At 38.2% G+C, this 23,619-nt stretch carries 27 protein-coding genes; all 27 read right to left on the minus strand.

Annotated features, from left to right (window positions below):
* Positions 1 to 2 precede the first annotated feature (2 nt).
* A complete protein-coding gene (gene pyrH, locus AA0X71_RS14285) occupies positions 3 to 725 on the minus strand; it encodes a UMP kinase (RefSeq protein WP_413355975.1) in 723 nt (240 codons plus the stop codon).
* Between the two features lie 123 nt (positions 726 to 848).
* Entirely contained in the window at positions 849 to 1,730 is an 882-nt protein-coding gene (tsf, locus tag AA0X71_RS14290) for a translation elongation factor Ts (RefSeq protein ID WP_413355976.1), read from the minus strand.
* 271 nt (positions 1,731 to 2,001) lie between these two features.
* Positions 2,002 to 2,703 carry a 30S ribosomal protein S2 gene (rpsB, locus tag AA0X71_RS14295; protein ID WP_413355977.1) on the minus strand — a complete coding sequence of 234 codons (702 nt, stop codon included), beginning with the start codon at positions 2,701 to 2,703 and terminating at the stop codon, positions 2,002 to 2,004.
* Positions 2,704 to 2,849: 146 nt separating this feature from the next.
* Positions 2,850 to 3,452 (minus strand): hypothetical protein, encoded by a 603-nt coding sequence (locus AA0X71_RS14300; RefSeq protein WP_413355978.1) that lies wholly within the window; start codon positions 3,450 to 3,452, stop codon positions 2,850 to 2,852.
* A gap of 9 nt (positions 3,453 to 3,461) precedes the next feature.
* On the minus strand, positions 3,462 to 3,767 hold the full coding sequence (locus AA0X71_RS14305; protein WP_413355979.1) for a hypothetical protein: 306 nt from the start codon (positions 3,765 to 3,767) through the stop codon (positions 3,462 to 3,464).
* A 40-nt stretch (positions 3,768 to 3,807) separates the two neighbouring features.
* On the minus strand, positions 3,808 to 5,163 hold the full coding sequence (locus AA0X71_RS14310; RefSeq protein ID WP_413355980.1) for a DUF342 domain-containing protein: 1,356 nt from the start codon (positions 5,161 to 5,163) through the stop codon (positions 3,808 to 3,810).
* Between the two features lie 40 nt (positions 5,164 to 5,203).
* On the minus strand, positions 5,204 to 5,968 hold the full coding sequence (locus AA0X71_RS14315) for a FliA/WhiG family RNA polymerase sigma factor (RefSeq protein WP_413355981.1): 765 nt from the start codon (positions 5,966 to 5,968) through the stop codon (positions 5,204 to 5,206).
* Between the two features lie 245 nt (positions 5,969 to 6,213).
* A complete protein-coding gene (locus AA0X71_RS14320; protein WP_413355982.1) occupies positions 6,214 to 6,711 on the minus strand; it encodes a chemotaxis protein CheD in 498 nt (165 codons plus the stop codon).
* Positions 6,704 to 7,345 (minus strand): chemotaxis protein CheC, encoded by a 642-nt coding sequence (locus AA0X71_RS14325; RefSeq protein WP_413355983.1) that lies wholly within the window; start codon positions 7,343 to 7,345, stop codon positions 6,704 to 6,706. Before AA0X71_RS14325 ends, AA0X71_RS14320 begins: the two co-directional genes overlap by 8 nt.
* Positions 7,346 to 7,349: 4 nt before the next feature.
* Positions 7,350 to 7,820 carry a chemotaxis protein CheW gene (locus AA0X71_RS14330; protein ID WP_413355984.1) on the minus strand — a complete coding sequence of 157 codons (471 nt, stop codon included), beginning with the start codon at positions 7,818 to 7,820 and terminating at the stop codon, positions 7,350 to 7,352.
* A 66-nt stretch (positions 7,821 to 7,886) separates the two neighbouring features.
* A complete protein-coding gene (locus AA0X71_RS14335) occupies positions 7,887 to 9,935 on the minus strand; it encodes a chemotaxis protein CheW (RefSeq protein WP_413355985.1) in 2,049 nt (682 codons plus the stop codon).
* Between the two features lie 24 nt (positions 9,936 to 9,959).
* Positions 9,960 to 11,048, minus strand: a complete 1,089-nt coding sequence (locus AA0X71_RS14340; RefSeq protein WP_413355986.1) for a protein-glutamate methylesterase/protein-glutamine glutaminase — start codon at positions 11,046 to 11,048, stop codon at positions 9,960 to 9,962.
* 8 nt (positions 11,049 to 11,056) lie between these two features.
* On the minus strand, positions 11,057 to 11,920 hold the full coding sequence (locus AA0X71_RS14345) for a MinD/ParA family protein (protein ID WP_413355987.1): 864 nt from the start codon (positions 11,918 to 11,920) through the stop codon (positions 11,057 to 11,059).
* Complete coding sequence (gene flhF / locus AA0X71_RS14350) at positions 11,904 to 13,082, minus strand: flagellar biosynthesis protein FlhF (RefSeq protein ID WP_413355988.1); 1,179 nt, start codon at positions 13,080 to 13,082, stop codon at positions 11,904 to 11,906. Before flhF ends, AA0X71_RS14345 begins: the two co-directional genes overlap by 17 nt.
* A complete protein-coding gene (gene flhA / locus AA0X71_RS14355) occupies positions 13,079 to 15,115 on the minus strand; it encodes a flagellar biosynthesis protein FlhA (RefSeq protein WP_413355989.1) in 2,037 nt (678 codons plus the stop codon). The genes flhF and flhA overlap by 4 nt, the downstream gene beginning before the upstream one ends.
* 143 nt (positions 15,116 to 15,258) lie before the next feature.
* Positions 15,259 to 16,341, minus strand: coding sequence for a flagellar biosynthesis protein FlhB (gene flhB / locus AA0X71_RS14360; RefSeq protein WP_413355990.1), 1,083 nt, complete (start codon positions 16,339 to 16,341; stop codon positions 15,259 to 15,261).
* Position 16,342: 1 nt separating this feature from the next.
* Positions 16,343 to 17,119, minus strand: coding sequence for a flagellar biosynthetic protein FliR (gene fliR / locus AA0X71_RS14365; RefSeq protein ID WP_413355991.1), 777 nt, complete (start codon positions 17,117 to 17,119; stop codon positions 16,343 to 16,345).
* A gap of 4 nt (positions 17,120 to 17,123) precedes the next feature.
* Positions 17,124 to 17,393 carry a flagellar biosynthesis protein FliQ gene (gene fliQ, locus AA0X71_RS14370; RefSeq protein WP_413355992.1) on the minus strand — a complete coding sequence of 90 codons (270 nt, stop codon included), beginning with the start codon at positions 17,391 to 17,393 and terminating at the stop codon, positions 17,124 to 17,126.
* An 81-nt stretch (positions 17,394 to 17,474) separates the two neighbouring features.
* Positions 17,475 to 18,140: a flagellar type III secretion system pore protein FliP gene (fliP, locus tag AA0X71_RS14375; protein ID WP_413355993.1), complete on the minus strand. Its 666-nt coding sequence runs from the start codon at positions 18,138 to 18,140 to the stop codon at positions 17,475 to 17,477.
* Positions 18,137 to 18,805, minus strand: coding sequence for a flagellar biosynthetic protein FliO (locus AA0X71_RS14380; RefSeq protein WP_413355994.1), 669 nt, complete (start codon positions 18,803 to 18,805; stop codon positions 18,137 to 18,139). Before AA0X71_RS14380 ends, fliP begins: the two co-directional genes overlap by 4 nt.
* Before the next feature lie 81 nt (positions 18,806 to 18,886).
* Positions 18,887 to 19,249 carry a response regulator gene (locus AA0X71_RS14385; RefSeq protein ID WP_019152777.1) on the minus strand — a complete coding sequence of 121 codons (363 nt, stop codon included), beginning with the start codon at positions 19,247 to 19,249 and terminating at the stop codon, positions 18,887 to 18,889.
* 19 nt (positions 19,250 to 19,268) lie between these two features.
* Complete coding sequence (gene fliY / locus AA0X71_RS14390) at positions 19,269 to 20,531, minus strand: flagellar motor switch phosphatase FliY (protein ID WP_413355995.1); 1,263 nt, start codon at positions 20,529 to 20,531, stop codon at positions 19,269 to 19,271.
* Complete coding sequence (gene fliM / locus AA0X71_RS14395; protein WP_413355996.1) at positions 20,521 to 21,519, minus strand: flagellar motor switch protein FliM; 999 nt, start codon at positions 21,517 to 21,519, stop codon at positions 20,521 to 20,523. Before fliM ends, fliY begins: the two co-directional genes overlap by 11 nt.
* Before the next feature lie 44 nt (positions 21,520 to 21,563).
* The gene (gene fliL / locus AA0X71_RS14400) at positions 21,564 to 21,992 is read right to left on the minus strand and encodes a flagellar basal body-associated protein FliL (protein WP_413355997.1); all 429 of its coding nucleotides are present in this window, start codon (positions 21,990 to 21,992) and stop codon (positions 21,564 to 21,566) included.
* Positions 21,982 to 22,203 (minus strand): flagellar FlbD family protein, encoded by a 222-nt coding sequence (locus AA0X71_RS14405; protein ID WP_413355998.1) that lies wholly within the window; start codon positions 22,201 to 22,203, stop codon positions 21,982 to 21,984. Before AA0X71_RS14405 ends, fliL begins: the two co-directional genes overlap by 11 nt.
* 55 nt (positions 22,204 to 22,258) lie before the next feature.
* Positions 22,259 to 23,143 carry a flagellar basal body rod protein FlgG gene (gene flgG / locus AA0X71_RS14410; protein ID WP_413355999.1) on the minus strand — a complete coding sequence of 295 codons (885 nt, stop codon included), beginning with the start codon at positions 23,141 to 23,143 and terminating at the stop codon, positions 22,259 to 22,261.
* A gap of 80 nt (positions 23,144 to 23,223) precedes the next feature.
* Complete coding sequence (locus tag AA0X71_RS14415; RefSeq protein ID WP_413356000.1) at positions 23,224 to 23,607, minus strand: TIGR02530 family flagellar biosynthesis protein; 384 nt, start codon at positions 23,605 to 23,607, stop codon at positions 23,224 to 23,226.
* Positions 23,608 to 23,619: the final 12 nt, after the last annotated feature.

Here is a 23,619-nt window from a genome sequence, read left to right on the forward strand (position 1 = left end):
TATTATTTCCCCCTTACAATTGTTCCAATAGTTTCACCTAGAACAGCTCTCTTAATATTTCCATTTTCCATGATTGAAAAAACAATTAGTGGGATATCATTGTCCATGCACAAAGACGAAGCAGTTGAATCCATCACCGCTAAACCTTCTTTTAACACGTCTAAATAGGATAATTCATCATATTTCTTCGCGTTCGCATCGAGTCTTGGATCTGCGGAATAAACTCCGTCAACATTATTTTTAGCCATCAGAATGACATCTGCTTCAATTTCTGCTGCACGCAATGCTGCTGTCGTATCAGTAGAGAAGTATGGATTTCCAGTGCCTGCTGCAAAGATAACCACGCGTTTTTTCTCAAGGTGGCGAATCGCTCTACGTCTAATATATGGTTCTGCAACTTGTCGCATTTCAATTGAAGTTTGAACACGGGTTTCGACCCCAACTTGTTCCAAACTGTCCTGTAATGCTAATGAATTCATGACCGTCGCAAGCATACCCATATAATCAGCATTGGCACGATCCATGCCCATCTCTTCACCAATTTTCCCACGCCAAATATTTCCGCCACCAACAACTACTGCCACTTCAATACCTAGCTCGGCTAATTCTTTTACTTGATTGGCAACTGATTTAATAACCGTTGGATTAATCCCGAATCCTTTTTCCCCGGCTAATGCTTCACCACTTAACTTTAATACTACGCGTTTGTATTTTGGGCTGCTCATGAGAACCTCCATATGTATGATTAGGATCCCTTTTTCATTGCTATTGTACATTTACTAAAGGCATCGTATTTCTTTTTGAAAATAGGGAACACAATGTGTCCCCTATCATTTTAATCTGTAAAATTATTTTTTAACTTGGTTCATTACTTCTTCAGCGAAGTTATCTTCACGCTTTTCTATACCTTCTCCAACTTCATAACGAACGAATTCACGAATTTTTCCACCTTTAGATGAAACAAATTGACCAACCTTTTGATCAGGATTCTTAACGAATGCTTGATCATTAACACAAACATCTTCAAAGTACTTGCTTAAACGGCCTTCAACCATTTTTGCAACGATGTTTTCTGGCTTACCTTCGTTAAGTGCTTGTTGAGTCAGAACTTGACGCTCACGTTCAACTTCTTCAGCTGACACTTCATCACGAGAAACATACTTAGGGTTTAATGCAGCAATGTGCATTGAAACGTCCTTAGCAGCATCTTCTTCAGTAGTTCCTTCAAGAACTGTAAGAACGCCAATACGTCCACCCATGTGTAAGTATGCACCAAATGCATCGTTGTTACCTTTTGTCTTAACTTCAAAGCGACGTAAAGAAAGCTTTTCACCGATTTTTGAAATCGCAGTGTTAATGTGCGCTTCTACAGTTGCACCATTATCCATTGTTTGTCCAACTGCTTCTTCAACAGATGCAGGCTTCTTAGCAAGAATATGATCAGCTAATTCCTGTACAAGTGTTTGGAATCCTACGTTTTTCGCAACAAAGTCTGTTTCAGAGTTAACTTCAAGAATAACTGCTTCGTTTCCATTAACTTTTACTGTAGTAAGACCTTCTGCAGCAATACGATCGCCTTTTTTCGCAGCTTTTGCAATTCCTTTTTCACGAAGTAAGTCAATTGCTTTTTCTAAATCGCCATCCACTTCTTGAAGTGCTTTTTTACAATCCATCATACCTGCGCCAGTTTTTTCACGCAGTTCTTTAACCATTTGTGCAGTAATTGCCATAATGAGAATTCCTCCTTAAGTCTATGTATACTTATTATTTTTAGCTAGACTAGCAAAAGCTAATCTACAATCGTTCATATTTTCTCAAAAAAAGGTGATAAAGAAGGGTAAAGCCCTCTTATCACCTTCATTGAATCAACTCTATGATGTCTAGTTCCGGCGCCTAGTCCCTCGAGGTCACAAGTCAATCCGTCAAAGAGGTTAAAGAACAACCTCCATGGCGGCTCGCCTTGTGCTTGTCGGGCCTGAGCAAGGCGCTTCCTTTTTTCAATTACGCAGTTGTTACTTCTTCGCCTTGCTTCGCTTCTAAAATAGCATCAGCCATTTTACCAGTTAAAAGTTTAACTGCACGAATTGCATCATCGTTAGCAGGGATAACAACATCGATCTCATCTGGATCACAGTTCGTATCAACAATACCTACGATAGGGATGTTTAATTTATGAGCTTCAGCAACAGCGATGCGCTCTTTGCGAGGGTCAATGATGAATAAAGCATCAGGAAGTTGCTTCATATCTTTAATTCCGCCTAAGAACTTTTCAAGACGCTCTTGTTCTTTTCTTAACCCAACTACTTCTTTCTTTGGAAGCACTTCAAAAGTACCGTCTTCAGACATTCTTTCGATATCTTTAAGTCGCGAAATACGCTTTTGAATTGTTTCGAAGTTTGTTAAAGTTCCACCTAACCAGCGTTGGTTAACATAGTACATTCCAGAACGTTCTGCTTCTTCCTTTACAGAATCCTGAGCTTGTTTCTTTGTACCAACGAAAAGAACTGTACCGCCATTAGCAGCTAATTCTTTTACCCAGTTATAAGCTTCTTCAACCTTCTTAACTGTTTTTTGAAGATCGATAATATAAATACCGTTACGCTCAGTGAAGATAAATTTCTTCATTTTTGGGTTCCAACGGCGTGTTTGGTGTCCGAAATGTACACCAGCTTCAAGCAATTGCTTCATAGAAATTACTGACATGTTTTTTCCTCCTAATGGTTTTGTTTTCCTCCGCCCATATCATCTTTAGACAAAAACTGTCGGACGACAGCACCGTTTGCCTAAATCCATGAACGTGTGTATTAACACCATTTGTAAATATAGCATATGTAAATGTGCGAATCAAGTCATTCTTTTTCATTTTTACGTAATTTAAATAATAATTCTATTTCCGTTTTCCCTCTATCAAGCCTTTTGGCAATTTCTTCGATCGATAGGCCTTGTTTTTGCAATAATAATGCTTGGTAATAAAAGGATTGATTATACACATTTTCTGTGCCGTTTTCCATATCGTCTGACTCTTGTTCTAGTGCTTTTTGATCTTTTACCTCTAGATCTGTCGTTTCCTTATCTTGACCTTGGACAGTTGTATTTCGATAGGCTTGTACTGCTTGAAATACAGTTCCTTTTCTAAAATTAATATGATCGCTCTTTACAAGCTGAGTGTTTTCCTTTTGGCTTTCCTTATTATCGTCTTTTTCACTTATCATATCGGTTGGCACTATCGCTTTTGCTTTACGTTGAAACTCACTAACCTTTTTTAAGAACTTCTCGTTTTCCTCTGTCATTTCCATTAAATAACTTGATATGACCTCCTCCATATCCTTCAGAATTTGTTCCTGTTTTTTTTCTACTTGCAATAGCTTATTTTGACGTAAATAAAGTATCACGATACAGAATAAAGCGACAATATTTAGGATTATACTAATAAGCAAAAATATATTCGTCATGCTACCCCTCTATCCACTATAATCCACCCGTGTCCCTTTATATGGATGGTTTTCTTTCGGATGGTGCTTATGCTTTTCTCTTTTCGTTCCATTCTGATCAGGTTGTTCCCTATTTTGTCCATCCTTTTGGAATCGTGCTGTATCCTTTTGCTCCTGTTTAATGACTGAGTTTTTCTTTTTCACATCTTCCTTTTTTACACTATCTGAGGCAAGATCTTGATGAAGTTGACCACGTTGCTGCATTTGCTCTAGTAATTTACCTGCTTCATGTGTTCTAGGAAGTGCAATCTGCATTTCGATCGCTTTAAGGCTCAATTTAAATCACTTCCCCGAAAAATTAATGGACCACGCCTAATTAAATAGGTTCAAATTTAATTTCATTATGATCTAAAAAGAATTTCACATAAGCATGTGTTTTCTGAATCAGTTTAACATACTTCCCAAAATTCAAGCTTGTGTTGGGATACACCTTATCATAAATGTATAATCCCTGTTTCCCTCGATTTAATTTTTCAATCTCAAGTCTCTTAAGTTCTTTCTCGAGTTCTACTAATTTCTGTTGTAATTGCTGCTTCGTTGTTTTTTGTTTTGTGATAAGCAATTGATCTTGTAAAGATATTTGCCCTTTTATTTTCGCCTGCTCCACTAATCTATTTTCAATCATATTAAGCTTTTTTATATTTTCTGATATTTCTCCTTGCTCCTTTTTTAGTTGCTCATCTTTTCTTTCGATAGAAGGGTCATAACCTATAAATAGCTCTGTTTTCGTAAATAGATCATTACCAAGCTCTTTCACATGTATGTCTTTACCTGAACGAAGGAGCCCACCAATAACATGTCCATTCTTACAATAAATAGATTCTTTCGCCTCGACTTTACTATGTAAAGAAGAAGTATGAATAATGACGTCTTGTCCCGCTCGAACGTCTGCTTGATTCAAATAATTTGTTTGAACACACCCACCTGCCACAACCTTCCCTCGCTGCGCAGCTGTAATTCCACCTGAAATAAGGATATTTCCTCTTGCAACGAGTTGTGCTCCTTCAACAAGTCCATACACTTTAATGTCCCCTCCAGCAATGACTTCATAACCGGTAGGAACATTGCCACGAATAACGACATTTCCAATAAAATTAACATTTCCCGTCTTTAGATCCAAATCCCCATTCACTTCAAATACTGGATTTACCGTGATCGATTTATAGGTAACGCTTACTTGTCCGTCCGTCGTGGCGATGAACTGATTCCCTTCCTTTACCACATTTTTACCAGGCTTGACCATTAGCGGCTTGCCATCACGGGCAGGGAGCAATTTCCCAGTTACTCCTCGCCCATTCATACCAACCGTTTGTGGCATCACTTTAGCAATCACTTGACCGTTCTTAACAGATGGGATATCCAATACATCTCGAAAATTTATTTTTTCCTTCTTTTTTGTCTCTTCTTTTTCGCTCTCTACTATCACGCAAGCATCTTCCCCATTTTGCGGGGGGGACCCTTCCGCGATCGTAATCGGATACTCCAATGATTTCGGATTATCTGCCATTATAAATAGCATCGATTCATTAATACCAAATACAACATTCTGCTCCTCTAGAAATGTTCTGAGGGCATTTACTGAAATAGAGAAATTTTCTGCTATCGGTTCCTTCAATTCAATAAAAGCTTTCAATTGATCTTTTGCTATGCTGACGCGAAAGGGTATATCCATTTTCTATCCCTCTTTCTATTCTTAGCTTTCCCTGATAGAATTAGAGCAGTTTACTTAATGATTGTCTCAGCTTAAATATTGCTTTCGAATGAATTTGCGAAATTCGAGAAGTAGATAAATCCATAACTTGTCCGATTTCAGTTAAGGTGAGTTCTTCTTGATAAAACAAACTTAACACCAGTTGTTCTTTCTCATTTAATTGTGAAATCATTGTTGACATTTCTTGGATCAGCTCGTTTTTTACGATTTTTTCCTCGGGAATATCAGCTTTTGTATCTTTTATCGTATAAGCTTGACCGTCTTTTTCATCCTGTTCATTTCCTCGTTCATCAATGGAAAGGATACTGGCAAAAAAATGTTCGTTCATCGTTGTGTGAACTTCTTCTTCAGGCATGTCTAGCTCTACAGCAATATCTTTAGCCGTCACATTTCTCATATATTTTTGTTCAAGTTTACCAATGGTCACTTCGATTTTTTTTGCTTTTTCTCTCGTGCTTCTTGATAACCAATCTTCTTTTCTTAAGCCATCAATAATCGCTCCACGTATTCTGAACGATGCGTACGTATCAAATTTCAATTCTCTCGTCGGGTCAAATTTTTCCAATGCATCGTACAACCCCATTAATCCAAGACTATGAATGTCATCTCTCGATACATTTTTGGGAAGGCCAACAGCTACCCTTTGTACATGATAACTAACAAGAGGCATGTATTTTTTGACTAACAGGTTTCCTGCTTCTGAGTCGCGGGCCGAAATCCATTTATCCCATATTAATTGTTCCTCAGTTGTTAATACCTGTCCCATTGCAACCTCCCAATACTTCGTAATATTTCCAACTAAATTGGTCGTGCGAAAACTCAAGCAAAGCCCTTCATTTTCGTGGACCTTGACTTTCCTTAATGAACAAAAATGCACACTATTATTATATCAAATTTGGGCACATCATATTAGATGAGTTGTTAAATTGTTTACAACCATTATTAGGGAAATGCGTCAAATTACCCAGATAATAAAAAAAACAGTCCTTCGAAGGGACTGATTTAAAATTACTAGAGTTCACAAACACCTTTATTGACTGTGCGGATATTCAATAGGCATGTTTTCGGATCGAACTCAATGGTTCGCCCACTACTACCGCCAACATCCTCACCGACTATGGCAATCTTTAATGCTGCAAGCTCCCTTTTCACTGCCTCTACATTCCGCGGACCGATTCTCATCATGTCATTAGAACTAGAAAATTGAAACATTTGGGCACCACCAGCGAGCTTTGCTTTTAGTGAATAGTCTCTAGCACCATGTTTTATAAGTCTACTTACCAGTTCCCTTACAGCGGTATCCGCAAATTTAGCGATATTAATTGTTCCACCCTTTGCCAGTTTTGAATCGGGCAACATCACATGTGCTAATCCAGCCAGTTCCTTCCCTTGATCATAGACGACAACACCGACACAAGATCCCAACCCTGATGTTCTGATATGATTAGGTGTTCTTACGATATTCATATCTGCAATCCCCACCTTAATCACCTGAACACGGTCAATCATTATCCGTTACTCCTAAAGCTCGAAAAATAATTTCAAATGAATCTGGATCTGGTAACAGGAAAAAATGACCTTTTACACTATTTGGACCATTATTATCTTCGTCATCTAATGCTGTATCTATGACAATGGCGAAATCACTAACTTGGGAAAGCTCTATTAATCCAAAACTAATAATCGCACCGACCATATCAATACTTAATGCAGGAACGGAAGGGTATAAATCTAAATTGGTGAAATCTGACAGAGAAGATAGATAAGAGCCAGAGAGAATATTGCCAAGTTCCTGTAAGGCAGACATCGCTAATTCATCATAAGGTGGTTCAGCAAATGAAAAGTGGGCATCTCCAGTCATTTGTTTAATAAAGGTAGTAGCTTGTTCTAGAGACAGTACGAAGAACATACTTCCAGGAGCATCTCCCTCAATTCTCAAGAATACACTTGCTACAATATTATCTGGACCTCCAGCCATTTCCATCATCTCGTCAAAAGAGACAACTCTCACTTTCGGTACTCTCATATCGATTTTTCTATTTAATAAGGTGGAAAGAGCGGTCGCAGCATGCCCCGCCCCAATATTGCCAACTTCTTTTAAAACATCTAAGTGAACGGTCGAAAACTTCTCAAGAAAATTCATATAATTAGCCTTCAATCTTATTGTCTACTCTTAATTCATCTCGATTCAAAACTTTCTCAAGGTCTAATAAAATGAGTAAACGTTTATCGATTTTCGCTACTCCACTTATGTACGCTACTTCCGTAACACCAACAACCTCTGGTTGTGGTTCAATCGAGGTTACGTTGACATCAATCACATCATTAGCGGAGTCAACGATCAAGCCGACCTCCATACCATCAATCGCAACGATGATGACTCTTGTGCTTTCCGTGTATTGGAATTCTTCAAGCCCAAAACGTAGCCGTAGATCAATAATTGGGGTTACGACTCCTCTAAGATTGATAACCCCCTTCACGTACGAAGTCAATCCAGGTACTCTCGTAATATGATCAACCTTTTCAATCGAGTTCACTTTATCTACCGGAATGGCGTATTCCTTTTCTTTCAACTGAAAAACAATAAATTTAATATCCTCTGCTAAAGTTTCAGTCATTATCGTCACCTTCCTTTTAAAAGGGGGTCCTCCACATAGGCGTGGAGGATATTTCTTTTCGTCTATTTATTTGATTAGTGCATTACAATCTACAATTAGCGCTACCTGACCATCACCGAGTATCGTCGCACCTGAAATAGCAAAAACGTTCGTTAAGTAGTTTCCTAGTGATTTAAGCACGACCTCTTGTTGACCAATAAAGGAATCAACGATTAATCCCGCCATTTTATCACCTTTTCTCACGATGACAACAGAATAGAATTCATCCTTTTCTTCATGACTAGGCACTTGGAAGATATCTTTCAAAAATAACAAAGGTACGACCTTGCCACGGAAATCAATCACCTTTTGATTGTGAGCATTTAAAATTTCATCTTTTTTAACAATTGCTGTCTCGATAATTGAAGAAAGTGGAACTGCGAACTTTTCCTTTTCAATTTCAACAAGCATAACTGAAATAATGGAAAGGGTAAGTGGCAATTGAATCGAGAATTTCGAACCTTTCCCTTCTATCGATTCAATCGAAATGGACCCACCTAATGATTCAATTGTATTTTTAACAACATCAAGACCAACGCCACGCCCGGAAACATCTGAAATTTTATCAGCTGTCGAAAATCCGGATGCAAAGATTAACTCAAATACTTCCTTATCGGAAAGCGTTGACGCAATCTGTTCAGTGATAATCCCGTTCTTTATCGCTTTTTCAAGTACTTTTTGTTTTTTGATTCCTGCTCCATCATCATCAATTTCGATGAAGACGTGGTTTCCACTATGGAAGGCCTTTAATACAACTGTGCCTTCTTCATTTTTTCCGTTCGCTTTACGAACCTCTGGAGTTTCTAAACCATGGTCTAATGCATTTCGGATGAGGTGAACAAGTGGATCACCGATTTCGTCGATTACCGTTCTGTCCAATTCTGTTTCTGCACCGATAATTTCCAGATTAACCTTTTTACCTAAATCACGGGCTAGTTGTCTAACCATTCTTGGGAAACGGTTAAACACGGTTTCTACAGGTACCATTCTCATATTAAGAATAATATTCTGGAGATCCCCTGTAATTCTAGACATTCTCTCGACCGTTTCATGAAGCTCCTGATTTTTTAAATCATTGGAAATCTGTTCTAATCGACCACGGTCAATGACAAGTTCTTCAAATAGGTTCAGTAAGATATCAAGTCTTTCAATATTCACTCTGATCGTTTTGTTGCTGGCTTGTTTCGTTGTACTCGTTTGCTTCTTTTGTTCCGTTTCAACTAATACAGTAGCAGTGGTCGTTACTTCTTCTACTTTATTGGTTTCTTCTCGAACGGGCACCTCCGTTAACTCCTTCTTGTTGCGAATGCCTTCAAGTGAAATGAAGTTGATCTCTACTTTTTCAACTTCAGAAACCTTCATGATTTTTTTCTGTAGATCGTCTGCATTCTCTTTCGAGACGATCGACACTGTGAACTCTTGATCAAACTGTTCTTCTTCAAGTTGATCAACAGGTGGATTCGATTTAATCACTTCTCCAACCTTTTCTAATACTTCAAAAACCATATATACTCGTGCTGCCTTAAGGAGACAATCTTCCCTTAACGCTATCGTAATTTCATATGCTTCAAACCCTTGCTCTTTTGATTGTTCAAGGACCGTGTATTCAAATTCATCATATTCACTTTTAAACGATACTTTAGTTGAAGTTGCAGTAGCTGCAACTTCAGCTTTAGACTGTGCTTGAGTAGGGCTTTCACCCTTTTCAATTAGTTTCAGCTTTTCCACTACCTCTGTTACGTTTCTTTTACCATCACCGCCATCTGCAATAGAAAATACCATTGCTTCTAAATCGTCCACAGCTTGAAATACAACATCTAACAATTCAGGTGTGACCGATAATTTATGATTACGTATAGCGTCAAGGACATTTTCCATTTGATGGGTTAAACTGGCAAGATCCTCATAGCCCATCGTCGCAGACATGCCTTTTAATGTATGTGCGGAACGAAAAATATCATTAACGATGTTTATATCTTGTGGATTTTTTTCCAGATCGAGCAAACGCTCATTACAGCTTTGTAAATGCTCTTTGCTTTCTTCAATAAACACTTCAAGGTACTGGTTCAATTCCATTTTCTTACCTCCTTTTGGCATAACTTATACATATTGCAAAATCGTTTCAGCAATCTTGTCCACATTTTGAATCTCATCAACTAAATTAGTGGCAATAGCCGCTTTTGGCATTCCATATACAATCGAAGTCACTTGTGATTCTGCGATAGCTGTGACATGCCCTTTTTTCTTTAACTCGATTAACCCTTGTGAACCATCAGCACCCATTCCAGTCATAATCACGGCAATTTTCGTATAGTCCGAAATATCACTAATAGATTGAAACATAATATCGACAGATGGGCGATGACCACTTTTAGGAGGTATGCTCATATCAAGCTGAATCTTTAGCTTTCCTCCTACCTCATTGACAAGTAAATGATAGCCTCCAGGAGCGATATATATCGTACCTTTCATGGCAATTTCTCCATCCTCCGCCTCTTTCACATGACATTCAGATAGAGAGTCCAGCCTTGTTGCAAGACTTTTTGTAAATCCTGCAGGCATATGCTGTACAACAAAGACGGCTGCATCTAAGCCTTTCGGTAACTTTGTTATGACTTCTTGTAGGGCTCTAGGTCCACCTGTTGATGTCCCAATGCAAATAATTTTATTAGAAAAGCTTTTTTGAACGGAACTTAATTTCTGTTCCTTTCTTTCTATTTTACTACATTCTTTCGATAATCGAATAGTGCTTTTTGTATATGGCTTATTTTTAATAACCCCAGCCATATTGGCTTTACTGGCAGAAAGTACTTTCTCAATTAATTCTTCCTTTACCTTAATTAGGTCTAAAGATATAGGACCGGAAGGCTTTGTAATAAAATCGATCGCCCCATACGAAATCGCTAGCATCGTATTTTCAGCACCGAGCTGCGTGGTGCTCGATAACATTAAAACTGGAACCGGATGTTCTTTCATAATAATTTGAAGTGCCTCTAATCCATTCATTACTGGCATTTCGATATCCAATGTTACGACATCTGGTCGTAAAGTCTTAATTTTATTTAATGCATCTTCTCCGTTTCGAGCTGTGCCTATTACATCTATTGAAGGATGTTCTGATAAAAAATCATGTATCAGTTTTCTCATGAATGCAGAATCATCAACAATAAGCACTTTAATTTTTGGCATTTCACGCACTACCTTTCAAAGAGGAATCTCTTTAACTTTGTGACAAAACGGAAATCATTAGAAGGTTGCATTACGTTATATTTTTCTTGTTCATATCTCTCAGTAAGTTCTATTAACGCTTTTGAAGCACTAGATTTTGCTGCTAAAATAAACGGAGTTTGATTTGCAACAGCCAATCTAATTGATTTATCATCTGGAATCATGCCAAGAAGCTTTAATTCACGCCCTAGAAATTTCTGTGTAACCGAATTAAGTCGATTAAATGTGGCAAGTCCATCATTTTCTTCGAGCGTTCGATTAACGACTACTAAAAATGGGACTTTATCATTCTGCATATGTATATGTTTTAACATGGCATAGCCATCTGTAATTGAAGTTGGTTCAGGCGTGGTCACAAGAATGATCTCATCAACAGAGAGAATAAACTGAAGAGTTTCTTCCGTAACTCCCGCTCCCATATCAAATATGACATAATCATACTCATTTAAGACATTGGAAAATTCCTCAGTGAACTTTTCCAGCATGGTTCTATCTAAATTAAAGAGTCTGTTTAGTCCTGTACCACCAGCAATATAGTGGAGATTCTTAGGTCCTTCCGTAACAATGCTTTTCAATGTTTGATCCTTTTCAAAAAAGTCAATAATCGTAAATTTTGATGACTTTCCTAATAGAATATCAATATTCCCCATACCGACATCCATATCAAATAGTAACACTTTATATCCTTTATGACATAAAGAGATGGCAAAGTTTAACGAAAAATTCGATTTTCCGACTCCGCCTTTACCACTTACAACAGCAAGAGCCTTCGTCTTCCTTAACTTAGATAGATCGTTTAGACGTCTTCTTAGCGCTTCAGCTTGATCTCTCATCCGTTTCATCCCCAAGAGCCAATTTGGTAATCACATCTGCAGAAGCAGATATCTTATCATCAGGTACATCTTGACCATTTGTTAAATAAGCTACACCAATTTGATATTTCTCGATCATATTATACATCGCACCATAGGTTGCGGTTTCATCCAGTTTTGTAAATATAAACTGTTTAATTTCAATACTCGAGAACTGCTTAAAGATTTCTTCCATATCATTTTGTTTGGAAGTCAAAGACAACACAAGGTAGGTTTCCATCTCATTTTCATAATCGATCGTGGTCTTGAGTTCCTCTACATAACGGGGATCACGAAAATTACGACCAGCTGTATCGATTAACACCACTTCATAATCCTTGAAAGTGTCACAAGCTTTCTTAAAATCGTCCAAATTATAACAAACCTCTATCGGAACAGAGAGTATTTTTGCATAGGTCTTCAATTGCTCTATCGCCGCGATCCGATAAGTATCTGTTGTGATTAATGCCACTTTTTTATGGAACTTTAATATCGAATCAGCTGCGATTTTGGCTAATGTCGTGGTCTTCCCTACCCCTGTTGGACCAACAACATTTACATATTTCTTTGTAAAGGAAATCTCTCCAAATGTACATTTGGAGATTCGCTCCGTCATGATCTCCTGGCACCATTGCTTCACATTTTCCGCTCCGGAGTTGGCTCTATTGATATACCATTTTTCTAATAGTGCGACCACCAGTTCTTTGCGAATATTGGCTTCGATTCCCTGAGAGATCAGTAAATTATTGACATACTGAATCGATTCTGGAAAGAGCCCACTTTCTATTCTAGGGGCAGACATCGTTTGAATCATTTTCTTAACCTCTGCTAATTCCTTATTTAGTTCAGTAGATAAATTTTCTTCCACTTTATTTTGAACTTTATTAAGGCTCTCGCTCGGTTTCTCTTTCGACTTGTATTTCGGTGATATATTGGTTGATTTTTCTTTTATCTTTGGTTCTCGATTAATTGCTACTTGATCCATTGCAGCGATCACTTCAATACTTCTTTTTCGAAAGAAACCTAAAAATCCACCTGTATAAACAATTTTTGAATTCAATATAACGGCATCATTACCTAATTCAGCCCGAATCTTCTTCATTGCCTCAGGCATTGAATTAGCCACGAATTTTTTTACCTTCATTCAGTATTCACCACCCCTACACTTTGTACTTCCACATTGGCCTCTAATTCGTTATAAGACAGGATTGGAATTTGTGGAAAATAACGTTCCGTTAACTGTCTAATATACATACGCACAGCTGGTGAACACAAAACAATCGGTGTTTGTTCCATTAAAGAAAGTTGCTCTACCTGTGCGGCGATTGATTCTAAAATGGATTGAGAAACGTTCGGATCAATGGATAAATAATTGCCATGCTCTGTTTGCTGAATACCATCAGCAATGATTTTCTCGACTTTACCAGAAACAGTCACAACCTTTAAAACTTGGCCATTAGAACTATATTGGTTGGTTATTTGTCTTGCCAAAGCTTGACGAACATACTCAGTTAATAAATCAGTATCTGAAGTTACTTTTCCAAAATCGGCCAATGTTTCGAAAATAATCGGTAAATTACGAATGGAGACATTCTCTCGTAATAGCTTTCCTAGAACCTTTTGTACTTCACCAACAGAAAGTGGATTTGGGGTGACTTCCTCTACTAAAATCGGGTAACTCTCTTTTACATGGTCGATCAGTTGTTTTGTTTCCTGTCTTCCAAGAAGCTCATGGGCATTTCCTTTTATAATCTCTGTAATATGTGTAGACACAACAGATGGTGGGTCGACGACCGTGTACCCAAAAATCTCTGCTTGTTCCTTCATATCTTCTGTAATCCATTTTGCAGGGAGACCAAAGGATGGTTCTACTGTATCAATCCCTTCAATCGATTCATCTTCGACCCCTGGACTCATCGCCAAATAATGATCAAGGAGGAGCTCTCCCCTCGCCATTTCATTCCCTTTGATTTTAAGTCTATATTCATTAGGTTGGAGTTGGATATTATCACGAATCCGAACAACTGGAATGACGAGACCTAATTCAATCGCTAATTGTCTCCTAATCATGACAATACAATCGAGCAAATCTCCTCCTTGGTTTGAATCAGCTAATGGGATTAGTCCGTAACCAAATTCAAACTCAATCGGGTCAACATTTAGAAGGCTAACAACACTTTCCGGACTTTTCATTTCATCTGTTTGAATATCCTCTTCCATGTCCTCTAATTGTTCTTTCGACGTTTCAGGAACTTTAGACATTCGATAACCACCGAAAAGCATTAGGCCTCCTACAGGTAGCGTTAATAAGGCACCGATTGGTGTGAATAAGCCTAATAAAATAATCGTCCCGCCTGTTACGTATAACATCTTTGGGTAAGAGAGGAGTTGTTTTGTGATATCCTGCCCTAGATTTCCATCAGATGTCGCTCTTGTAACAACAATACCGGTAGCAGTTGATATTAATAAAGCCGGGATTTGGCTGACGATTCCATCTCCTACTGTAAGGAGTGAAAACTTTGTTGCTGCTTCAGCAATTGGTAAACCTAATTGCGTGGCACCAATGATGATTCCAAATAGTAAATTGATTAACGTAATGATAATCCCAGCAATAGCGTCTCCTTTAACAAATTTACTCGCTCCGTCCATGGCACCGTAAAAATCTGCTTCACGACTGACTTTTTCACGGCGTTCTCTTGCTTCATGCTCGGAAATCATGCCAGCGTTTAAATCTGCATCAATACTCATTTGCTTTCCTGGCATCGCATCTAATGTAAATCGTGCTGCAACTTCTGAAACACGTTCTGACCCTTTTGTAATAACGATAAAATTGATAATGACCAATATAATGAATACCACTAACCCGACGACAACATTGCCACCTACCACGAAGGAACCGAATGTTTCAACAACATTTCCAGCATCCCCTTTAGATAAAATGGAGCGGGTTGTTGATACATTTAATCCTAATCGAAATAAAGTAACCAATAAGAGCAATGAAGGAAACACCGAGAATTGAAGTGGTTCACTCATATTCATTGAAATCAGTAAAATTAGGAGAGCTAGCGATATATTCACAATTAAAAGGATACTCAACACCCATGTTGGAAATGGAATGATGAGCATCGCCACTATTAAAATGACGCTTAATAATACAATTAAATCTTTAGCTCGCATGGTGTTTCCCCCTAATTGAATAGCGTAAGGCACTGACATTATGGAGAGCCTTTTTTAAACCGATTTATTAAACAGTGCCTTTTGCTAAACGAAAAGAAAATATATGAACAGGGATTACTATGTCCTGCTATGACAACAACTGCTTAAATTTTGTTCTTTGTTCGATATACAAATGCTAAGATTTCAGCGACTGCCTTAAAAAACTCCTCTGGAATAGCGTCACCTACTTCAATTTGACTATATAAAGCTCTTGCTAATGGGCGATTTTCTACCAAGACGACATCATGTTCCTTCGCAATATACTTAATTTTTTGAGCAACATAATCAACACCCTTTGCAACAACTAATGGCGCATCGCTTTTATGTTCGTCATATTTTAAACATACCGCAAAATGGGTAGGGTTTGTAATAACTACATCAGCATTTGGAACCTCTTGCATCATTCGCCTCATCGCCATTTCACGTTGTCGCTGTTTAATCTTCGACTTAATCAACGGATCCCCTTCAATGTTTTTATACTCATCCTTGATATCCTGCTTTGACATTCTGATATTCTTCTCGAAATCGTATTTTTGATAGAGGTAATCTAATATTGATAAGACGATTAGTAAAGCAGAAGCGATTAGCCCCATTTGTACGGTTAAGTTGGCGATTGTTGCTAGACCTGCTCCCACCGATTTTTCTGCCAGGATTAAGATCTCCTCTTTTCGAAACCACAGAACTGAAAAGGTAGCCACTCCTACAAAAGTAATTTTCAAAATAGACTTTAATAACTCAACAAGTGCTCTTATTGAAAAAATCCTTTTAAACCCTTTAATCGGATCTAATTTCTCCAATTTCGGCTGAATCGTTTCAGTTGAAAAGAGAAAGCCAAATTGCATATAATTGGCTGCTACACCGGCAACCATCGCCACCGCCATGATCGGCGCAAGAACAAATACTAGCTCTTGGAGAATATCTAAAAGGATCATTTGTATGTTAGTTTCCGTTAAGTCTAAGCCTATATACTGTTGGTAAGAGTGACGAAAAATATTTAGTAACGATTCAAAAAAAAAGTTCCCTGCAAATAACAGGATGAGAAAGACGGCCAGTAACACAATCGCCGTGTTCACATCTTGACTTTTTGCCACTTGCCCTTTTTTTCTACTATCAAGTCTTTTTTTCGGTGTCGCTTTCTCAGTCTTCTCCCCAGCAAAGAACTGTAAATCTACTTCTATCCATTTCATGTTATGCACCCCCAATGAGATCCATAAGACCCCTCATTGTACCGAGCATCGTTTCGAACAGCTGCGAAACAACGCCCATCATGATGGCCATAACCAAAAAAATAACGATAAAACTGACACCAATTTTCAACGGTAGGCCGACAACAAATACGTTTAGTTGGGGAACAGTTCTTGCGACGATACCTAATGCCACATCCACTAAAAATAAGCTTCCTACAACAGGTAATGACATTTGTAATGCAATCATAAACATGTAACTAAAGGATTGGACAACATAAGCTACCAGATTTTCATTCCCAAACGGGATCCACGGTTGGTCGATAGGAATAAATTGATAGCTATAATAGACGCCATCAATCATGAGATGATGGCCATTTACACTAAGTAAAAATAATAAGCTAATAATATAGAAGTACTGCCCGGTTAAAGGACTTTGTGCTCCAGTTTGTGGATCAATGACGTTTGCGATCGCAAATCCCATCTGAAAATCGATAAAGCCCCCAGCTACTTGGATCGCCGATAATACTAGATAAGCAATAAACCCGACCATTAAGCCGACTAGGGCTTCCTTCATAATTAATAAAAAGTAGGCTCCATTAATTTCGAAAGCCGGTGCTTCGATCGTATAGAACATAATCCATGCAAGAAAAAAACCAAAACCAATTTTATGACTTGCGGGAATCGTTCGATACGAGAAAAGAGGCATCATAATGAAGAATGATGTAACCCTCACAAACACAAGTAAAAAAGCAGGAAAATTGGGAAGAAAATCTACCATAACATCAGCCTACAAACCTCGTTAAATTAGAAAAAATATTGTTCGCATAAGAAAGCATCTGGCTTAGCATCCATGGTCCAAAGAAAACAATACCTAATAATACAGCTACGATCTTGGGAACAAATGCTAATGTTTGCTCTTGAATTTGCGTAGTTGCCTGAAATACACTAACAATTAAGCCGACTACAAGAGCCAATAGCAAAAGTGGTCCACTAATGATCAGAACAATCCAGATTCCTTGTTCTGCTATTGAAATGACACTTTCTGGAGTCATCAGAGTTTCACCTACTTTTTCGCTCATAAAAAACGGATGATATTCTTACTTTATAAGGTGCCGTTATATGTAATAAATTATTTAGAAGCTGTCCAATAAAGATTTGACAACTAAATACCAGCCATCAACAAGAACGAATAATAAAATTTTGAAAGGCAATGAAATCATAACCGGAGGAAGCATCATCATTCCCATTGACATCAGGACACTAGCTACTACCATATCAATGACCAAAAACGGAATAAAAATCATAAACCCAATCTGAAAAGCTGTTTTGATTTCACTTATTGCAAATGCTGGTATAAGGGTTGTTAATGGGATATCTGCGATTGACTCAGGACGCTCTGCCTGTGAATACTCGAGAAACAACGCAAGATCCTTCTGTCTTGTATGGGCACTCATGAATTCTTTTAGTGGTAAGGATGCACGCTCATAAGCCTCATCAAGAGTAATTTCCTCATTGAACAACGGGGTTAAAGCCTGTTGATTTACCTCACTAAAGGTAGGTGCCATGATAAAAAAAGTTAAAAACAAAGATAAACCAATGATGACTTGGTTTGGTGGCATTTGCTGGGTGGCAAGCGCCGTTCTGACAAAGGAAAGAACAATGACAATTCTAGTGAATGATGTCATCAGCACTAGAATGCTTGGAGCCAAGGACATGACGGTTAGAAGTAGGATAAGCTTAACTGATGTCGAAACATTAGCAGGATCACTAGTGTTAAAAAACTCCATAAACTCATTCATTTATCTTCTGACCCTTTCTTATCCATTTCATCAAACAGCTTCTTTCTTTGTTTCGAGATCTGATCTAGCTGTGTTTTCAAGAGTGAAGAAAAAGAGTTTTTATCTTTTTCCTGATCCTGCTTTTGAAAAGATTTTGTTCTTTCAATTACCTTTGTCACAATATCGCTTGGGCTAGTTAATTGTTCAATTCTTTGATTATGCTCTTCAATGATTTGGCGAACTTCTTCTTCGTCATCTACCTCTTTTAAAAGTTGGATGTTTTCCCCAACCCCAACAACAAGAATTCTTTTCCCTACTTTAATCATCTGTATGGAGCGATTCGAACCAACAGACGTTCCACCAATATTTTGAATAAGTTGAGAATCGCGATAGCTGATGTTCTTTTTATTGATAAACCTAAGTAAAAAATAAAGAAGTGCAATAACAAAAAGGGTAGCTACTATCATTTTCACAAAATCCCAAATCGTAATCCCCACTGTGCTACTTTCATCGACAGCCTCATCATCCGTAATCTCTGGTTGATCAGATTCTTCATCGACCGTTTGTTCTGGCTCAAGCCAATTCTTAACACTATCGTCCGTTTCTGCCTTAGCTACTATATTAAATCCGATAAGTACTACAACTAAAAGAAGAAGAACTCTAACGGATTGCTGAATTACTCGCAACTGGATGCACCTCTATTTATGTATTCATTTAGAGATAATGAAAGGAAAGATAGGCGGCATAAAAAGCCGCCATTTTTAACATTATCCTAATGTTTTGGAGATCGCCTCAATCACTCGATCTGCTTGGAACGGCTTTACGATAAAGTCTTTTGCTCCAGCTTGAATAGCGTCAATAACCATTGCTTGCTGCCCCATTGCTGAACACATTATAACTTTTGCACTAGGATTTAATTTCTTGATTTCTTTTAATGCTGTAATTCCATCCATTTCTGGCATGGTAATATCCATCGTCACTAAATCAGGGTTCGTTTCTTGATATTTCTCAACTGCTTGTGCCCCATCAGCAGCCTCTCCAACTACTTCAAAACCATTTTTCGTTAAAATATCTTTTATCATCATCCGCATAAATGCTGCATCATCTACAATTAAAATTTTGTGTGCCATTAATAGAATCCCCCATTGTTTATCTAAGTTTATTTAGTCTGTCACTCTGACTAATGATATCTGTTACACGGACCCCAAAGTTCTCATCAATTACAACAACTTCACCCTTTGCGATCAGGCGACTGTTTACCAAGATGTCAACCGGCTCCCCCGCCAACTTGTCTAATTCGATAATCGATCCAGGTGATAACTCCAGTATTTCCTTTACAGATCTCTTCGTTCTTCCAAGTTCTACAGTAACCTGAAGCGGAATATCAAATAACATATTTAAATTCTTCGCTTCAGATTCTTGAAGCTGATATTGATCAAAATTTGAGAACACGGCAGGTTGTACTGCTGGTGGTGGTCCACCTTGGAACTGTGCTCCATAATGCTGTGGTCCTGTTGGATGTTGTGGTGGTACTGGTTGCTGCATTGGAGGCATTTGGTATCCTGATGGTGTTGAACCCTGTTGGTTAGGTTCACCATATCCTGGCATTGTTGGTTGCTCTCCGATAGACGAACTACTAATCCCTTGTTGAGTATGTTGAGATTGAACGACTGGTTCCGCATGAACAGTTTCAGTTGTCGTAGAAGCTTGTTCCGTTACAGAAGTTGGATTCAACAATTCTGCAACTAAATCTTTCGCAAACTCTAATGGGACTAATTGCATGATGTTCGAATCGATCAGTTCTCCCACTTTCAGCCTGAAAGAAACCTTTACAAGCATATCCTCGTTCGGTATTCTTTCAGTTCCTTCACCATGTTGGAGATTAAGAATATCAATCGTAGGTGGAGAGATATCCACCCTTTTACTAAAAATCGTAGACATTGAAGTCGCTGAAGATCCCATCATTTGATTCATAGCTTCTTGGACAGCACTAAGCTGGATTTCCCCCATAAGCTCAGCGGGATTTAATCCATCCCCTCCAAGCATTAAATCAGCAATAATCGCTGCATCCTCTTGTCTAATGACGAGTAGGTTTGTTCCTGAAAAGCCTTCAGTATATTTTACTTGGATGGCTACATAAGGGTGTGGAAACTCTTCCCCTAAATCACTTTTTGAAATGACTGAAACGGTTGGTGTTGTAATATCAACTTTTTGATTTAATAAAGTAGACAATGCCGTAGCAGAACTTCCAAAGGAAATATTTCCAATTTCACCTAGAGCATCTTTCTCCATTAATGTTAAATAATCTTCCACATTGGCTGTTTTACTATTTCCACTATCTAGGTCTATTTCATCTGTTCCTCTTAATAACGCATCTATTTCATCTTGAGAGAGCATATCATCACTCACCATTGTCGTCTCCCCCCTTCAATGTCTCTAAAATTTGAACTGCAATTTTCTTGTTGATTTTACCAGCTTGACCCGAAAATTTAGGAACTTCAGCTACTTTGATCGTCAATGGGCTTTCAATATGTTGTTTTAATTCAATCACATCTCCAATGTCCATCATCAGGAAATCTTGTATCGTGATTTCAGCATTTCCTAATTCAACCGCAATCGGTAAATCTGCTCTTTTAAGTCTTTTCTCCAAAAGTGCAACCTCTTGAGGTTCTCTGTCCTTCTTATCGGTTTGCATCCAATAATGAACAGAAAGCTTTGGAATGATCGGTTCTAAAACCACGTGAGGAATACAAATATTGATCATCCCTGTTGTTTCTCCAATCGTCGTGTTGAGCGAAATAACGACTACTGTCTCATTCGGCGAAACCATTTGTAAAAACTGAGGATTCACCTCAAAATCAGCTAGCATTGGTTCAATATCTTCGAGCGTTTCCCACGCCTCACGCAAATGTTCAAAAGAATGCTCAAACGTCGTCGACATAATTTTCGTTTCAATTTCAGTTAGGTTTTCTACTTTATTAATGCTACTACCCTTACCACCCATCATTCGATCCATCATGGCATAAGCGATGTTCGGATTTACTTCCATCAGGATTCTCCCATCTAATGGAGGTACCTCGAAAACATTCAAAATCGTCATTTTGGGGATGGAGCGAATAAATTCCTCATATGGAATTTGATCGGCTGATGCAACAGAAATTTGAACATAAGTTCTTAACTGCGCTGAGAAAAAGGTTGTGAGCAACCGAGCAAAATTCTCATGAATACGAGTTAAACTTCGTATTTGATCTTTCGAAAATCGTAAGGCCCTCTTAAAATCGTATACTTTGATTTTTTTCTCATTTGTTTCTTTTTTTAGTTCATCAGCATCCATTTCTCCAGTCGAAATGGCAGATAACAAGGCATCAATCTCACTTTGTGATAAAACCTCTCCGGACATGAATCCTCACCTCCATTCACATACAATGTACATTTGTTAAAAAATTACGGGAGGAGTGATCCGGTGATGTATACTTTCTCCACTTTTCCGTCCTTCATCAATTCATTGATGTTATCTTTTAACTCTTCTTCAAGATTTGTCTGACCCTGTGAACCCTGAATTTCCTTTGAGCTTTTTTCAGATAGTGTATGAATAATAATGTTTTTTACTTGAAAATCTCTTTTATCTAATTCAACTTTTGCCTTCTTACTATCTGTTTGAATTTTAAATGAGATACGGATAAAGTCATTTCCAGCTAAATTTGTTGTGATTTCTGGAATGTCTACCGAATATTCCAGCACCTCATCAATGGTTGGTCCCTCTGTTTTTTCAGCTCCAGTAACCTTAAGGACAACTACAACAGCAACAGCCCCAACAAGTGTAATGGTGATTAGAATAATTAACATTATCATAACAAGCTTATTATTTTTCATGCTCTGGGCCCTCCATCTGTTGAAGTCCTAGCAGGTTGACAGTTTGATAGAACTTAATTACTAACTGCACTACCTCTTCTTCTGATTCCTTCACCACGTATTTACGCCCATTTGAAAGTGTAATCGTCGTATCAGGAAAGGATTCAATTGTTTCAATGTAAATTGCATTAATGATATAAGGTTTTCCATTTAATCTTGTAACATTTATCACGGTATTATTCAGGACTGAAGACTCCTTATCACTTCAGTCCTGTCCCTCCCTTAATCTATCGTTTTAAATTTACAAGCTCTTGAAGAATTTCATCAGAAGTTGTGATGATTCTAGTATTCGCTTGGAAACCACGTTGTGCCACAATCATTTCTGTGAATTCCTCTGAAAGGTCGACGTTGGACATTTCAAGGGCGCCTGCTACAATCCCACCAGCTCCATCAGCCTGAGGAGCACTTCCACGTGCTAAACCAGAGTTAGCAGATTCTCTAAATAAGTTTTGACCTGCTTTTTGAAGGCCTTCACTATTATCAAACTTAGCAATGATGACTTGTCCTGCAAGTTTAATTTGTCCATCCTCTACATACTGTACTTCACCTTTATCAGAAATACTATAGCTTTCCGCTGTGGCAGGGATTCTCATTCTAGAATAGAGAGATGTATCAATGGTATCAGGAGCAACTTCTTCTGTATCCGGATCCACTTCACCAGGAACTGCAGCAAAACCTTGTAAATAAAGACCGTCAGCATTCACGAGATATCCTTGCTCGTCTAAATAAAAGTTTCCACCTCTTGTAAAGCTTTTATCTAATTCAGCGAAGCTTGTATCAGCATCACCATTATTAGGTGCAAGGACAAAATATCCATCACCAGAGATAGCTAAATCAAGTCCTCTTCCTGTGGTTTGGATACTTCCTTGAGTGTGAATCGTATCAATCGAAGCCAATGTAGAACCTAATCCAACCTGCTTTGCGTTCACCCCACCTAGAGTTGCTGAAGGAGCGCTAGCACCTGCTACTGTTTGAGAAATCATATCTTTAAAGTTAACGCGACCCTTTTTAAATCCAAATGTATTTACATTGGCAATATTATTCCCGATAACATCTAATTTTGTTTGGAAGTTTTTCATTCCGCTTATTCCTGAGTACATAGAACGTAACATAGAATAATTTCTCCTTTCATTAGCTGCTTCAATCAGTCCGCAGCTCTGGCTTCCTGTTTAGGTCCAGCCATTTAGTTTATTTAGAGGACAATCGTCCCATTAATATTGGTAAAAATTTGTGTTGTTGCTTCTTGTCTATCCATTGCCGTTATGACCGTGTTATTTTTGGCACTCACAATCAGAGCCGCATCATCCATTAGGACAAGGGAATCTTTGATTCCTAATCTTTTCGCTTCATTCACTTTCTCTTCGATAAGCTCCCAGCGTTGGTCTGAAATATGAATATCTCGCTGTTGTAATCTCTCTTTTGCATGCTTACTCAAAACCAACTTACTATTTCCATGTATCGCCTGCTGAAAATGCATCGCAAAAGAATTACTTGGTGTAGGGTTCGATCTCTTAGTTTGAATACGCTGATTAGCAATCGGCTGTGATTGTATTGGTCTATAATTAGACTGTTCCATCCAACCAACCCT

The sequence above is a fragment of the Robertmurraya phoenicis genome, from assembly GCF_047302285.1.
Classification (GTDB): domain Bacteria; phylum Bacillota; class Bacilli; order Bacillales; family Cytobacillaceae; genus Robertmurraya.

Bases quoted from the DNA above. Each gene is read 5' to 3' on its own strand.
- pyrH (WP_413355975.1), bottom strand. From the start codon at position 725: ATGAGCAGCCCAAAATACAAACGCGTAGTATTAAAGTTAAGTGGTGAA.
- tsf (WP_413355976.1), bottom strand. From the start codon at position 1,730: ATGGCAATTACTGCACAAATGGTTAAAGAACTGCGTGAAAAAACTGGC.
- rpsB (WP_413355977.1), bottom strand. From the start codon at position 2,703: ATGTCAGTAATTTCTATGAAGCAATTGCTTGAAGCTGGTGTACATTTC.
- AA0X71_RS14300 (WP_413355978.1), bottom strand. From the start codon at position 3,452: ATGACGAATATATTTTTGCTTATTAGTATAATCCTAAATATTGTCGCT.
- AA0X71_RS14310 (WP_413355980.1), bottom strand. From the start codon at position 5,163: ATGGATATACCCTTTCGCGTCAGCATAGCAAAAGATCAATTGAAAGCT.
- AA0X71_RS14315 (WP_413355981.1), bottom strand. From the start codon at position 5,968: ATGGGACAGGTATTAACAACTGAGGAACAATTAATATGGGATAAATGG.
- AA0X71_RS14320 (WP_413355982.1), bottom strand. From the start codon at position 6,711: ATGATTGACCGTGTTCAGGTGATTAAGGTGGGGATTGCAGATATGAAT.
- AA0X71_RS14325 (WP_413355983.1), bottom strand. From the start codon at position 7,345: ATGAATTTTCTTGAGAAGTTTTCGACCGTTCACTTAGATGTTTTAAAA.
- AA0X71_RS14330 (WP_413355984.1), bottom strand. From the start codon at position 7,820: ATGACTGAAACTTTAGCAGAGGATATTAAATTTATTGTTTTTCAGTTG.
- AA0X71_RS14335 (WP_413355985.1), bottom strand. From the start codon at position 9,935: ATGGAATTGAACCAGTACCTTGAAGTGTTTATTGAAGAAAGCAAAGAG.
- AA0X71_RS14340 (WP_413355986.1), bottom strand. From the start codon at position 11,048: ATGCCAAAAATTAAAGTGCTTATTGTTGATGATTCTGCATTCATGAGA.
- AA0X71_RS14345 (WP_413355987.1), bottom strand. From the start codon at position 11,920: ATGAGAGATCAAGCTGAAGCGCTAAGAAGACGTCTAAACGATCTATCT.
- flhF (WP_413355988.1), bottom strand. From the start codon at position 13,082: ATGAAGGTAAAAAAATTCGTGGCTAATTCAATGCCTGAGGCAATGAAG.
- flhA (WP_413355989.1), bottom strand. From the start codon at position 15,115: ATGCGAGCTAAAGATTTAATTGTATTATTAAGCGTCATTTTAATAGTG.
- flhB (WP_413355990.1), bottom strand. From the start codon at position 16,341: ATGAAATGGATAGAAGTAGATTTACAGTTCTTTGCTGGGGAGAAGACT.
- fliR (WP_413355991.1), bottom strand. From the start codon at position 17,119: ATGGTAGATTTTCTTCCCAATTTTCCTGCTTTTTTACTTGTGTTTGTG.
- fliQ (WP_413355992.1), bottom strand. From the start codon at position 17,393: ATGACTCCAGAAAGTGTCATTTCAATAGCAGAACAAGGAATCTGGATT.
- fliP (WP_413355993.1), bottom strand. From the start codon at position 18,140: ATGAATGAGTTTATGGAGTTTTTTAACACTAGTGATCCTGCTAATGTT.
- AA0X71_RS14385 (WP_019152777.1), bottom strand. From the start codon at position 19,249: ATGGCACACAAAATTTTAATTGTAGATGATGCAGCATTTATGCGGATG.
- fliY (WP_413355995.1), bottom strand. From the start codon at position 20,531: ATGGTGAGTGATGATATGCTCTCTCAAGATGAAATAGATGCGTTATTA.
- fliM (WP_413355996.1), bottom strand. From the start codon at position 21,519: ATGTCCGGAGAGGTTTTATCACAAAGTGAGATTGATGCCTTGTTATCT.
- fliL (WP_413355997.1), bottom strand. From the start codon at position 21,992: ATGAAAAATAATAAGCTTGTTATGATAATGTTAATTATTCTAATCACC.
- flgG (WP_413355999.1), bottom strand. From the start codon at position 23,143: ATGTTACGTTCTATGTACTCAGGAATAAGCGGAATGAAAAACTTCCAA.
- AA0X71_RS14415 (WP_413356000.1), bottom strand. From the start codon at position 23,607: ATGGAACAGTCTAATTATAGACCAATACAATCACAGCCGATTGCTAAT.